This window comes from Sulfitobacter guttiformis (assembly GCF_003610455.1).
Classification (GTDB): Bacteria; Pseudomonadota; Alphaproteobacteria; order Rhodobacterales; family Rhodobacteraceae; genus Sulfitobacter; species Sulfitobacter guttiformis.
On sequence record NZ_RAQK01000001.1, the window covers coordinates 1961977 to 1975625 of the forward strand.

8 protein-coding genes, 2 tRNA genes and 3 rRNA genes are annotated in these 13649 nt (G+C 51.5%); 9 read left to right on the forward strand and 4 right to left on the reverse strand.

Features of this window, described 5'->3' with window-relative positions:
* Positions 1–134: 134 nt before the first annotated feature.
* Positions 135–617, reverse strand: a complete 483-nt coding sequence (locus C8N30_RS09670) for a fasciclin domain-containing protein (RefSeq protein ID WP_025064306.1) — start codon at positions 615–617, stop codon at positions 135–137.
* A gap of 481 nt (positions 618–1098) precedes the next feature.
* Between C8N30_RS09670 and msrP the strand changes: the two genes are divergently transcribed.
* The 8 genes from msrP (at position 1099) to aspS (ending at position 11173) form a co-directional block, all read left to right on the forward strand.
* Positions 1099–2010, forward strand: a complete 912-nt coding sequence (gene msrP / locus C8N30_RS09675; protein ID WP_025064307.1) for a protein-methionine-sulfoxide reductase catalytic subunit MsrP — start codon at positions 1099–1101, stop codon at positions 2008–2010.
* 87 nt (positions 2011–2097) lie between these two features.
* Complete coding sequence (gene msrQ, locus C8N30_RS09680) at positions 2098–2721, forward strand: protein-methionine-sulfoxide reductase heme-binding subunit MsrQ (protein ID WP_198021486.1); 624 nt, start codon at positions 2098–2100, stop codon at positions 2719–2721.
* A 641-nt stretch (positions 2722–3362) separates the two neighbouring features.
* A 16S ribosomal RNA gene (locus tag C8N30_RS09685) occupies positions 3363–4825 on the forward strand.
* Between the two features lie 161 nt (positions 4826–4986).
* A tRNA-Ile gene (locus C8N30_RS09690) sits at positions 4987–5063 on the forward strand.
* A gap of 33 nt (positions 5064–5096) precedes the next feature.
* Positions 5097–5172, forward strand: a tRNA-Ala gene (locus C8N30_RS09695).
* Between the two features lie 419 nt (positions 5173–5591).
* Positions 5592–8426: ribosomal RNA gene (locus C8N30_RS09700) — 23S ribosomal RNA — on the forward strand.
* A gap of 96 nt (positions 8427–8522) precedes the next feature.
* Positions 8523–8637, forward strand: a 5S ribosomal RNA gene (rrf, locus tag C8N30_RS09705).
* The 16S, 23S and 5S rRNA genes sit together here with 2 tRNA genes alongside, the layout of an rRNA operon.
* A 754-nt stretch (positions 8638–9391) precedes the next feature.
* Positions 9392–11173, forward strand: coding sequence for an aspartate--tRNA ligase (aspS, locus tag C8N30_RS09710; RefSeq protein ID WP_025064309.1), 1782 nt, complete (start codon positions 9392–9394; stop codon positions 11171–11173).
* Between the two features lie 52 nt (positions 11174–11225).
* On the opposite strand, the gene C8N30_RS09715 is transcribed toward aspS, so the two are convergent.
* Together C8N30_RS09715 and C8N30_RS09720 are read right to left on the reverse strand one after the other, a co-directional pair.
* Complete coding sequence (locus tag C8N30_RS09715) at positions 11226–11702, reverse strand: hemerythrin domain-containing protein (protein WP_025064310.1); 477 nt, start codon at positions 11700–11702, stop codon at positions 11226–11228.
* A 75-nt stretch (positions 11703–11777) separates the two neighbouring features.
* Positions 11778–11969 (reverse strand): hypothetical protein, encoded by a 192-nt coding sequence (locus C8N30_RS09720; RefSeq protein ID WP_025064311.1) that lies wholly within the window; start codon positions 11967–11969, stop codon positions 11778–11780.
* Between the two features lie 219 nt (positions 11970–12188).
* Between C8N30_RS09720 and C8N30_RS09725 the strand changes: the two genes are divergently transcribed.
* Entirely contained in the window at positions 12189–12860 is a 672-nt protein-coding gene (locus C8N30_RS09725; protein ID WP_232222859.1) for a GNAT family N-acetyltransferase, read from the forward strand.
* Here the strand turns inward: C8N30_RS09725 and C8N30_RS09730 are convergent.
* Positions 12857–13576 carry a response regulator gene (locus tag C8N30_RS09730; protein ID WP_025064313.1) on the reverse strand — a complete coding sequence of 240 codons (720 nt, stop codon included), beginning with the start codon at positions 13574–13576 and terminating at the stop codon, positions 12857–12859. The two genes, C8N30_RS09725 and C8N30_RS09730, sit on opposite strands and share 4 nt — an antisense overlap.
* Between the last annotated feature and the right edge of the window lie 73 nt (positions 13577–13649).

Here is a 13649-nt window from a genome sequence, read left to right on the forward strand (position 1 = left end):
AAATTGCGGTTAATCGTCAGAAAGCCAAGCCAGTGCGGTTCTAGTTGGACGTATGTCCATGAATCGCAATAAAAAAAGCCCGCCGACGGGAAATGTCGGCGGGCTTATAATTGCCTAAGTCTCTGAGGAGAGCATTAGGAACCGGGCATAATCACCTTGTCGATGACATGGATTACGCCGTTCGTGGCTTCGATATCGGCGGTTGTTACGGTCGCGTCGTCTACCATCACGCCATTGTCGAGGTCGATCATTACTGTGTCGCCGTTGACAGTGGCCGCTTCCATATCATCGGTGAGGTCCGTTGACATCACTTTGCCTGCAATCACATGATAGGTGAGGATAGAAGCAAGCAGCTCCTTGTTCTCAGGCTTCAGTAGATCCTCGACTGTACCTTCTGGCAATGCAGCAAACGCGGCGTCTGTGGGCGCGAATACAGTGAAGGGTCCATCGCCGTTCAGTGTTTCGACCAGACCGGCAGCTTCTGCAGCGGCGAGCAGTGTGCCGAAATCACCAGCGGCTGCCGCTGTGTCTACGATGTTCTTTTCATGGCCGGCGGCAAATGCTGATGTTGCAAGTGCAGCGGCTGCGGTCAAAGAGAGAACTGTTGTACGAAACATGATGTAATCCTTTATTGGGTTATCAATGCGTCTGTTAGCATCGGAAAGAATACGCTGCAGAGCGGGAATGGTTCACAAATATCAGGCGCTATATTTCCTTGATCATAAGACGCATCGAACTAGGCGCGCATGTGTCGGCGGTTAGCGGCCAAGTATCTGAAGAAACGGCCGTTTATCGCGCAATTGTATAATTTACCTGCGGCATTTCATCCATGACCCTTGCCGTGATCCGGAGGTGTTCCGCGCGATTTGGCTTAGCGGTCGCCATAGGTGTCACTTGATCTGAGTTGTTGCACAGTTTGGTTAATGGCCATGTCGTGAATCCGGACGGCAGGCAGGCAACGCGATTGCTGGGTATGTTGCCTTATGTGTGTGCTCAGGGGCTATGACATTTGGGTGTTCAGCTTGAAATGTTGCAGGAAAAGATTTGGTGCTCTGGTACCGCGGCCCTAGTTGTATAGTAACAAATAGGAGACTTCTCATGGCTATGCGCTGGAAAAACACGCTCAAAGATCGCCACGTTACGGACGAGGCGATGTTTATGAACCGTCGTTCACTTATGGGGGGTGCTGCTGCGGGCCTCGGACTGGCCTCCATCGGGGCCACTGGCAGCTTTGCCGCGACCGATGCGTTAGAGCCGAACAGTTATGAGGACATAACACAGTATAATAACTACTATGAATTCGGCACCGGCAAGGATGATCCGGCGCAGTATGCAGGCGCGCTGACCACCAAACCTTGGAGCGTCACAATCGACGGTATGGTCGACAAGCCTGGAGCCTATGCATTTGAGGACATCATGAAGGCGATGACCATCGAGGAGCGGATCTACCGCTTCCGATGTGTCGAGGCATGGTCGATGGTCGTTCCATGGAATGGGTTCGAGTTGGCCGATCTGCTGGGGATGGCGGGTGTTCAGTCCGCCGCTAAATATGTTGCCTTCGAAACGGCGCTGGTCCCTGACGAAATGCCAGGGGTTAAATACCCTGTTCTGGAGTGGCCCTATGTCGAGGGCCTGCGATTGGACGAAGCGATGCACCCACTGTCGATTATGGCTACAGGCATCTACGGGAAAGACATTCCTAACCAGAATGGTGCTCCCCTGCGTCTGGTTGTACCGTGGAAATACGGGTTTAAATCTATCAAGTCAGTGGTCCGCATGACGCTTACTGATAAGCAGCCGGCCACCAGCTGGAACAAAGCCAATCCGCGCGAATACGGGTTCTATAGTAATGTGAACCCAGAGGTTGATCATCCGCGTTGGTCCCAAGCGTCAGAGCGTATGATAGGAGGGGGCCTCTTCTCCAAGCGGGTGCCCACGCTGATGATGAACGGATACGATGAAGAGGTATCGAGTTTGTATGCGGGAATGGACCTTAGCAAAGACATTTAAGACCATACATACGCCAAAGGCCGGAGCACTAAACGCTCCGGCCTTTTGCGTATGGTGCCTAAGCAAACGAATATAGTGAGAATGACCATGGGTATCATCGTCGATAGCATTAATAGCACCGCACGCCGTGTGCCGACATGGGCCGTCTATATACTATACCTATTACCTGTTCCTTGGCTCCTTTATCTGGGGGCGACGAACGGCCTTGGTCGTGAGCCAATCAAGGCGTTGGAGCATGAGTTGGGCCAGATCGCTTTGCAGTTGTTGATCATCGGGCTGTGCGTAACGCCGCTGCGCGAGTACCTCGGGGTTAACCTGATCAAGTTCCGCCGAACATTTGGTGTGTTAGCGTTTACATATGTGGCGCTGCATCTCGCGGTTTGGGTTGTATTGGATATGAGTCTGTTGTGGAGTCAAATGTGGGCCGACATTTGGAAACGTCCCTACATCACAATCGGGATGGCAGGATTCGTAGCGCTAGTGCCGCTGGCGATCACCTCAAACAATCTGTCAGTGCGCAAGATGGGGGCTGCGACATGGCGCAAGCTACATAAGCTTACGTATCTGGCCGTTGTGCTGGGCGGCATCCACTACCTCTGGCTCGTGAAGGGCATTCAGATCGAACCAATCCTATATATGGCCGTGATTCTGGCGCTGTTATCCCTGCGAGTCGTCAAAGAGATTCGAAAAAGGGCGAAACGAGTCGCCTGAACATGGTGATTTGCTCCGATTCCTGAGCCCGGTTGTGGGTAACCCTGTGGATAACACCAGATATGGATTTCGGCATTCAGAGGTTGACCTAAGGGGCGGGTAATAAAGCTGCGCAAAACGGGCTGTCGGCGCAACCATAAGCATCTAAAACATTGAATTACCTGAAAAATCCTTAAATCGGCAAAAAAATGGAATAAGGTGAAAAAAGGGGTTGCGGCCTGCTGGAACTAACACCAGAACCCCCCTTACCGGAGACGCAGACAAGCAGACACGGAGCAGCGGACGGAACGAAGCGGAGACGCGGAGTTAAGGAAGCGAAGATAGAAATTCGGAGAGATTGACTGGCGGGCGCGCAGTGAGAATTGCGCATCTGTTGGGTTTTTGTCTCCACGTTATTTGAAAATAGAATATCTGAAGAGATATGTGGGCGGTTTGGTCTATTTCGATGGATCAACGTCTGTATATCGCGCTCTTAGGGTTCAGGCCCGATGATAGAGTGTCAGCTTCACTGTTTGACGGACTTTCGATTACTTTGGTAATCTTTAGTACATCAAACGGAGAAAAACGCCTGTACTATTCAGTAAGTAGTGCAGGACGATGTGCAGAGGTTTGACGTCAAGGATATGATCGTAAGATCATTTCAACTTGAGAGTTTGATCCTGGCTCAGAACGAACGCTGGCGGCAGGCCTAACACACGCAAGTCGAGCGCACCCTTCGGGGCGAGCGGCGGACGGGTTAGTAACGCGTGGGAACATACCCTTTACTACGGAATAGCCTCGGGAAACTGAGAGTAATACCGTATGTGCCCTTCGGGGGAAAGATTTATCGGTAAAGGATTGGCCCGCGTAAGATTAGATAGTTGGTGGGGTAATGGCCTACCAAGTCTACGATCTTTAGCTGGTTTTAGAGGATGATCAGCAACACTGGGACTGAGACACGGCCCAGACTCCTACGGGAGGCAGCAGTGGGGAATCTTAGACAATGGGCGCAAGCCTGATCTAGCCATGCCGCGTGTGTGATGAAGGCCTTAGGGTCGTAAAGCACTTTCGCTAGGGATGATAATGACAGTACCTAGTAAAGAAACCCCGGCTAACTCCGTGCCAGCAGCCGCGGTAATACGGAGGGGGTTAGCGTTGTTCGGAATTACTGGGCGTAAAGCGTACGTAGGCGGATCAGAAAGTAAGGGGTGAAATCCCAGGGCTCAACCCTGGAACTGCCTCTTAAACTCCTGGTCTTGAGTTCGAGAGAGGTGAGTGGAATTCCGAGTGTAGAGGTGAAATTCGTAGATATTCGGAGGAACACCAGTGGCGAAGGCGGCTCACTGGCTCGATACTGACGCTGAGGTACGAAAGTGTGGGGAGCAAACAGGATTAGATACCCTGGTAGTCCACACCGTAAACGATGAATGCCAGTCGTCGGGCAGTATACTGTTCGGTGACACACCTAACGGATTAAGCATTCCGCCTGGGGAGTACGGTCGCAAGATTAAAACTCAAAGGAATTGACGGGGGCCCGCACAAGCGGTGGAGCATGTGGTTTAATTCGAAGCAACGCGCAGAACCTTACCAACCCTTGACATCCTGTGCTAACCCGAGAGATCGGGCGTTCACTTCGGTGACGCAGTGACAGGTGCTGCATGGCTGTCGTCAGCTCGTGTCGTGAGATGTTCGGTTAAGTCCGGCAACGAGCGCAACCCACATCTTTAGTTGCCATCATTTAGTTGGGCACTCTAAAGAAACTGCCCGTGATAAGCGGGAGGAAGGTGTGGATGACGTCAAGTCCTCATGGCCCTTACGGGTTGGGCTACACACGTGCTACAATGGCATTTACAATGGGTTAATCCCCAAAAGATGTCTCAGTTCGGATTGGGGTCTGCAACTCGACCCCATGAAGTCGGAATCGCTAGTAATCGCGTAACAGCATGACGCGGTGAATACGTTCCCGGGCCTTGTACACACCGCCCGTCACACCATGGGAGTTGGTTCTACCCGACGGCCGTGCGCCAACCCGTAAGGGAGGCAGCGGACCACGGTAGGATCAGCGACTGGGGTGAAGTCGTAACAAGGTAGCCGTAGGGGAACCTGCGGCTGGATCACCTCCTTTCTAAGGATGTTCCTAGCAGCATTAGAACTTGTTCTTTTACTCGTGGAACACTTAGCAGGACAGCAAACAAAGCTGTCCATATTTGGAACATCTTCGGATGTTCTTCGGACCGAGCCGTCCTCATATCTCTTCAGAAACAGAACACGAGCTACCGCTCGTATGGGTCGGTAGCTCAGGTGGTTAGAGCGCACGCCTGATAAGCGTGAGGTCGGAGGTTCAAGTCCTCCTCGACCCACCATGAATTCTTCTGCATATGTAGAAGATAAGTGATGGGGCCTTAGCTCAGCTGGGAGAGCGCCTGATTTGCATTCAGGAGGTCAGGAGTTCGATCCTCCTAGGCTCCACCAAGCACTTAAACTGTAATGAAGCCTTCAGATACAAGCTCAATTAGATCGTTAAGCACTGTACACAGTTCTTAACCGTCCAATTGGACGAATTAACATCGTAAAGAGAGATACAAATAACAACACTGTTTGATCGTGCCGAGTGTGGCAATGATCTCAGTTTGGTGTGTTAGGTTTAGGCCTATCACAAGCATTTGCATAGACTGTTTCCTCGGTCTGCCAATTGTTTGCCATCTGAAAGCAGCAGTGTTGTCCAAGTCAAGTACACTAACCGGAGAGGTCGTAAGGCCTCTCGAAATAGTCATAGATCCGCACGGTTCTATGGCAGTTATGTATGCTTTTGATCTGGAAACAGGGATAAACAGTTTCTTACCAGCTTCTGTTGTCCACGAGGGGCGTTAAGTCCTTCTCTTTCTGGATCAAATCAAGCGCGAAAAGGGCGTTTGGTGAATGCCTTGGCAGTAAGAGGCGATGAAAGACGTGATACTCTGCGATAAGCCATGGGGAGCTGAGAATAAGCTTTGATCCATGGATTTCTGAATGGGGCAACCCACCTGATATTTTGTTATTACTGTGCCTTCGGGTGCAGCTAATAATGAGGTAAACCAGGTATTTCTAGACTGAATATATAGGTTTAGAAAAGCAAACCCGGGGAACTGAAACATCTAAGTACCCGGAGGAAAGGAAATCAATATGATACTCCCCTAGTAGCGGCGAGCGAACGGGGACCAGCCGAGCCATGAGTGTGGTTAGAATGCGTTGGAATGCGCAACCAGAGTGGGTGATAGTCCCGTATAAGAAGCATGATTGGACGTATTAAGTAGGGCGGAACACGTGAAATTCTGTCTGAAGATCGGAGGACCACCTTCGAAGGCTAAGTACTCCTTACTGACCGATAGTGAACCAGTACCGTGAGGGAAAGGTGAAAAGCACCCCGACGAGGGGAGTGAAACAGTACCTGAAACCGAACGCCTACAATCAGTTGGAGGGCCCTTGCGGCCTGACAGCGTACCTTTTGTATAATGGGTCATCGACTTGGTCTCTCAAGCAAGCTTAAGCCGTTAGGTGTAGGCGCAGCGAAAGCGAGTCTTAATAGGGCGAATGAGTTTGAGGGATCAGACCCGAAACCGAGTGATCTAGGCATGGCCAGGTTGAAGGTAAGGTAACACTTACTGGAGGACCGAACCCACATCTGTTGAAAAAGATCGGGATGAGCTGTGCCTAGGGGTGAAAGGCCAATCAAACTCGGAGATAGCTGGTTCTCTGCGAAATCTATTTAGGTAGAGCGTCGACCGAATACCATCGGGGGTAGAGCACTGGATGGGTAATGGGGCCCCACAGGCTTACTGATCCTAACCAAACTCCGAATACCGATGAGTACTAGTCGGCAGACACACGGCGAATGCTAACGTCCGTCGTGAAGAGGGAAACAACCCTGACCTACAGCTAAGGCCCCTAATTCATGGCTAAGTGGGAAAGCAGGTGGGACGACCAAAACAACCAGGAGGTTGGCTTAGAAGCAGCCATCCTTTAAAGATAGCGTAACAGCTCACTGGTCTAAATAAGTTGTCCTGCGGCGAAGATGTAACGGGGCTCAAGCCATGAGCCGAAGCTTAGGATGCATTTATTGCATGGTAGCAGAGCGTAGTGTGACATAGTTCCATGTGTCTTTACCCACTTCGGTGGGATTGGACACAAGGAGCTTTCTGTGAAGCGGGCCTGTGAGGGATCCCGTGGAGAGATCACTAGTGAGAATGATGACATGAGTAGCGACAAAGAGTGTGAGAGACACTCTCGCCGAAAATCCAAGGGTTCCTGCTTAAAGCTAATCTGAGCAGGGTAAGCCGACCCCTAAGGCGAGGCCGAAAGGCGTAGTCGATGGGAACCAGGTTAATATTCCTGGGCCAGGTGAAAGTGACGGATCTCGAGGGTAGTTCATCCTTATCGGATTGAATGGGCTGCTTAGAGGTTCCTGGAAATAGCTTCACCGCTAGATCGTACCCTAAACCGACACAGGTGGATAGGTAGAGAATACCAAGGCGCTTGAGAGAACTATGTTGAAGGAACTCGGCAAAATACCTCCGTAAGTTCGCGAGAAGGAGGCCCGGTTTCTAGGCAACTAGAGGCTGGGGGCACAAACCAGGGGGTGGCGACTGTTTATTAAAAACACAGGGCTCTGCGAAGTCGTAAGACGACGTATAGGGTCTGACGCCTGCCCGGTGCCTGAAGGTTAAAAGGAGGGGTGAGAGCTCTGAATTGAAGCCCAGGTAAACGGCGGCCGTAACTATAACGGTCCTAAGGTAGCGAAATTCCTTGTCGGGTAAGTTCCGACCTGCACGAATGGCGTAACGACTTCCCCGCTGTCTCCAACATAGACTCAGCGAAATTGAATTACCGGTCAAGATGCCGGTTACCCGCGGTTAGACGGAAAGACCCCGTGCACCTTTACTACAACTTCACACTGGCATTAGGCCGAACATGTGCAGGATAGGTGGTGGGCTTTGAAGCGTGAACGCCAGTTTGCGTGGAGCCTCCCTTGAGATACCACCCTTGTTCTGCTTGATGTCTAACCGCGGTCCGTTATCCGGATCCGGGACCCTGTGTGGTGGGTAGTTTGACTGGGGCGGTCGCCTCCTAAATCGTAACGGAGGCGCGCGAAGGTTGGCTCAGACCGGTCGGAAATCGGTCGTTGAGTGCAATGGCAGAAGCCAGCCTGACTGCGAGACTGACAAGTCGAGCAGAGACGAAAGTCGGTCATAGTGATCCGGTGGTCCCGAGTGGAAGGGCCATCGCTCAACGGATAAAAGGTACGCCGGGGATAACAGGCTGATACTGCCCAAGAGTCCATATCGACGGCAGTGTTTGGCACCTCGATGTCGGCTCATCTCATCCTGGGGCTGGAGCAGGTCCCAAGGGTACGGCTGTTCGCCGTTTAAAGAGGTACGTGAGCTGGGTTTAGAACGTCGTGAGACAGTTCGGTCCCTATCTTCCGTGGGTGTAGGATACTTGAGAGGAGTTGCCCCTAGTACGAGAGGACCGGGGTGAACGATCCACTGGTGGATCTGTTGTGGCGCCAGCCGCAGTGCAGAGTAGCTATGATCGGACAGGATAACCGCTGAAGGCATCTAAGCGGGAAGCCCCCCTCAAAACAAGGTATCCCTGAGAGCCGAGGTAGACTACCTCGTCGATAGGCCAGAGATGTAAGCGTGGTAACACGTTCAGTTGACTGGTACTAATGGCTCGATAGGCTTGATTTGATCCAGTAACAGAGTGACTTAACTCTCTACTGCGAAAATCAAAAGCATACACACACATCAGTTGTACTGACTTGGACATTTGGAAAGTTTGTTTGGTTTGGTGATCATAGCGTAAGCAAAACACCCGGTCCCATCCCGAACCCGGCAGTTAAGTGCTACTGCGCCGATGGTACTGCGTCTTAAGGCGTGGGAGAGTAGGTCATCGCCAAACCTAACAAGCTTTCCAGATGAGTATCTCTCTTCGATGAAAACAAAACGCCGCCTGCTGAAAAGCTGGCGGCGTTTTGCTGTGTCAAATTACCTGCAACCTGCTTAAACCTATTGCAAGCGCATCGACAGATAGCACCTTCGCTATGGATACGCTCTTATGCAGACTTAAAAGTCTAAAGATCTGCTGATTTTAGCTCTGCCGCTTCCAGAGGCACTACCCTTTATGGCGCCTCCCAACGTGAAAACGTGTCAGACCTATCGCAAGCTGCCTCACTCTAAGCCAGAAGCTATCTGAAATTAGACTGTCACGGCACAAACCGAACATCTCCAGCGTGTCTCGACATACTTATCACATCCCCGCACCCTCATCAAAAGCCAGACGCCAATGCCTCCCAAAAAACCTCAATAGAAAAAATGCTTTGTCTTGCTACTCCAAGACCCCGAAAACCCGCAAACAACCCAAGACACGCGAAAATAGCACAAACTAAATAAACAATCCTCAAGCAGATCCTTTCGATCCAAAAACAAACACACTCACACTGCACAGCAGGCACAAACAAACTCAGCAAAATAAAACAAAAAAACGCTAGATTAATAACATAATCACAAAATCCTAGATACTCAGCGCTTTGACTGACGCAATTTGTATGCCTACCACTTGACTTCACTTCGCGCCCGATATGTACCTGCCAAAATATATCCGTTCGGTGTCTCACCTCTGTGAAGAGACTGCGGAGAGAGAGAAAGGGACGCAAATGCACGCCTATAGAAGCCAGACTTGTGCTGATTTAAATGACACTAACGTGGGAGACAGTGTTCGATTGTCAGGATGGGTTCACCGCGTCCGAGATCATGGTGGAGTCCTATTTATCGATCTGCGTGACCATTACGGTATAACCCAGCTCATCTGCGACACCGATTCTCCAGTGTTTTCAGACGTCGAAAAAGTGCGAGCCGAATGGTGTATTCGCATCGATGGCGAGGTAAAGGCACGCGCTACCGAACTCGTTAATGGTAAAATTCCTACTGGCGCGATAGAGGTTTTTATTCGTGATCTTGAGGTATTGGGCCGTGTAAACGGGGATCTACCACTTCAGGTGTTTGGCGATCAGGAATATCCTGAAGAAACACGCCTTAGGTATCGCTATCTCGACCTGCGCCGTGAAAAGATGCAACGCAATATGATTTTACGTTCGGATGTCGTATCTTCAATACGCCAGCGGATGTGGGACCGTTCTTTTAAAGAGTTCCAGACGCCGATTATTACAGCATCTTCGCCCGAAGGAGCGCGTGATTTTCTAGTCCCTTCCCGTCAGCATCCCGGAAAATTCTATGCGCTTCCGCAAGCACCTCAACAGTTCAAACAGTTGCTAATGGTCTCCGGTTTCGACAAATATTTCCAGATCGCGCCTTGCTTCCGAGACGAAGATCCACGTGCTGACCGCTCGCCTACTGACTTTTACCAGCTCGACCTCGAAATGTCGTTCGTTGAACAACAGGACGTTTTTGACACTATTCAGCCTGTATTGACCGGCATATTCGAGCAATTTGGCGGCGGCAAAGCTGTTGACCAAATCTGGCCGCAGATTTCCTATAAGAACGCTGCACTTTGGTATGGCTCGGACAAGCCGGATTTGCGCAATCCGATTAAGATGCAGGTTGTATCTGAACATTTTGAAGGGTCTGGATTCGCCATTTTTGCAAAACTTCTGGAACAGGATGGCACACAAATTCGTGCAATACCTGCGCCTACGGGTGGCAGTCGCAAGTTCTGTGACCGCATGAACGCTTTTGCGCAGAAAGAAGGACTCCCCGGAATGGGGTATATCTTCTGGCGCGATCAAGGCGATGGGATGGAGGCAGCCGGCCCCTTGGCTAAGAACATCGGGCCAGAGCGGACCGAAGCAATCCGGGTCCAACTCGGGCTTGGGGTCGGAGATGCTGCATTCTTCCTTGGTGGAAAGCCAAAGGCTTTTGAAGCGGTAGCAGGCCGTGCGCGCAACGTAATCGGCGAAGAACTGGGCCTGACCGAGCTTGACCGCTTTGCCTTCGCATGGATTGTTGACTTCCCGATCTATGAAAAAGATGAGGAAAGCGGCAAAATAGATTTCGAGCACAACCCCTTCTCGATGCCGCAGGGCGGAATGGATGCGCTGAACGGTGACCCCCTAGAAGTATTGGGCTACCAGTATGACTTGGCGTGCAATGGATACGAATTAGTGTCAGGGGCAATCCGGAATCACCGGCCCGAAATTATGTTCAAGGCGTTTGAGATTGCAGGCTACGGCAAAGAGGAAGTCGAAAAGCGCTTCGGAGGAATGGTGAACGCATTTCAGTATGGCGCTCCGCCGCACGGTGGGTGCGCAGCAGGCATTGACCGCATCGTTATGCTGCTCGCCGAGGAGAGCAATATTCGCGAAGTCATCTTGTTCCCGATGAACCAGCGGGCGGAGGACGTGATGATGAATGCACCAAACGATCCGATGCCAGAGCAATTGATGGAACTGGGCCTCAGAGTGATACCCCAGGATAAATAGAAAAAGGCGCCGCATTAGTTTGCGGCGCTTTTTTGTTGTTTACGGATGACATTCAGTCTTCGAGACTATCTTCCTTTTTTTCATCAATAAGGCCGCGCTCTTTCTTTTTTCGAGCTTCAAAACGATTGCCAAAATCCTGGTCTTGTTCTGCACCAATGACTTCTTTGGCGCGTGTAAAGACGTCGGTCTCTTCTTCCTCCATATGATGCTCGTAATCATGTTTGAGCGTCTTGAACCGCGTCAGCCATCCGGAAGAGGACATATCGGTCTCGTTTAGCTCTTCCATCAAGTCATCGAGCTTTTGATGCTCGTGTACCGAATGGCGGGCGGCGTCTTGCCCCCATGTTTTAGAAATCAGTTTGGAGTAAAAAGTTTCTTCTTCTGCGGCAGCATGCGATTTTACATCCTCATAAAATGCCTGCCAATGCGACCGGCGGTCTTTGCTGTCCCCACTCGTCGCTTCAATTTTATCAAGCAAGTCACGATGGGCGTCGTGATCGGCTTTAATGGCGTCATAAATGGATGGCATGGTAAAGCTCCTATATATTACTGTGCGTTTAACCCGCAGATACAGGGCAGAGTTCCATATCATGACGACCTAAAGTCACTCATTTTGAGGAAAAGGCTGTTCCGTCTCTAAAAAGGCCCCGAGGTTTTCACCCAAACCTGTCGCTCCATTTGCAACGCTAATCGCCGCAGCAAGGCCAAGCCCCACCACGGCCGCTGTAAGCACAACCCAATCGACCGTTACTGCCCCGGATGTTTCCTTTAGAAAGTTTCGTGTGAATAACTGCATGACGCTCCCCTGCTTCTCTCTGAATAGGGTCTGGGTATCGCCGGAATAAGGCAGCAGTACGCGTAGGAGAGCACTGAATACTGCGCATTTGATTTAACACAGCTGTATCATTGTGTGCTTGGCCTCGTTCAGAATGAAGCTTATTATTTTGCGATGAACACAGAAATATCATCCCAGGTACAATTGGGTGCAGTTGTCGAAAACTGGGCCGAACCGTTAATGCCGACATCTGATCCGATGGAGGGGCAGTTCGTACGCCTTGAACGCTTGTGCGCCGAAGATCATGCCGCATTGCTCTATCGTTCATTTGTCGATGATGAAAAAGTCTGGGACTATCTGCCTTATGGCCCGTTCTCATCTGCTTCCCAATACCATCGTTGGGTGCGGGATCATGCTGACCTTCAAGATCCACACTTCTACGCAATCAAAAACCTTAGATCTGGGAATTGGGAGGGAGTAGCCAGCTATCTGCGGATTTCCCCCGTCGCAGGGTCAATCGAGGTAGGGCATATTAATTTTAGCCCTGCACTCCAACAAACGCCCGCTGCCACTGAGGCGATGTATCTCATGATGGCCTGGGCGTTTGAAGCGGGCTACCGGCGGTATGAATGGAAGTGTAATGCGCTGAACGTCAAATCGCGGAGGTCAGCTCAGCGCTTGGGGTTCAGCTACGAAGGGGTTTTCCGTCAGGCGGCCGTTGTAAAGGGACGCAACCGCGACACCGCGTGGTTTGCCGTTATTGATGCGGAATGGCCTGCGCTAAAGGAGGCCTACTCGGCATGGCTCTCGCCTGGGAATTTTGACACGAACGGACAGCAGCGAGAAAGCCTTGGGGATATGACCCGTCTGGTACGAGTATCAGAGGATCCGGCGGCAGTGCGACGCCGTTAGATCGCAATTTTATGAGCAAGTCGTTGTTGGATCAGCCCCGCAATCTGCGCCATTTCGGATGTTGTCGCCTCGCCAGCCGCACGCTTGTTTGCAAGGGCCTTTGCCGCTTTCTCCATCAGGCTGTCTTCGACTGAGCGCGCCACGCCTTCAAGAAACTGCGCAATGTAATCGAGCGCTTTGTCGTCAGGCAAGTTATCCAACAGTTCTGCTGCATAGTTGATATCGTCATGATAAGCGATTTCATCGGGGCTCACCTGCTCGTCAATGACGGCCCGCAGGCCAGATGGCCGCCGCTCGGGCGGAAGGGCGGCCAGCACCAGTTGCTGAAACACCGCGAGCGAAGTGATAGGTTTGCTCAAAAAACCCTGCGCACCTGCGGAAATCGCTTCCCGCTCAAGCGTGTCATCGCCCGAAGTGGCAATAATTACACTACGCTCGGATGGGGCCTGGGCAAGTTCCTCGATCAAATCGGCACCATTGCCATCTGGAAGCCCCATATCAACGACCACAACAGAGGGGCGGTAGACCTGTAAGTGGCGCCGCGCTGAGCGTATACAATCGGCCCTCCTGATCCGCGCGCCAGAGCGCAGGCACAACAGCCGCATCGCTTCGCAAGCGTATCGGCTGTCCTCCACCACGAGAACCGTCAATCCCAGCAGAGGGCGCGCCGCAGTGGGCGCGGGGTAGTTAGCTGCAAACGGGTCGTTTGGTTCCATCATGCTCTCCGATTCCATACAAGTTTCCCTATTGTTAGGCAGCCATCGCTAAGAGAGAGTTAACACGCCGCAT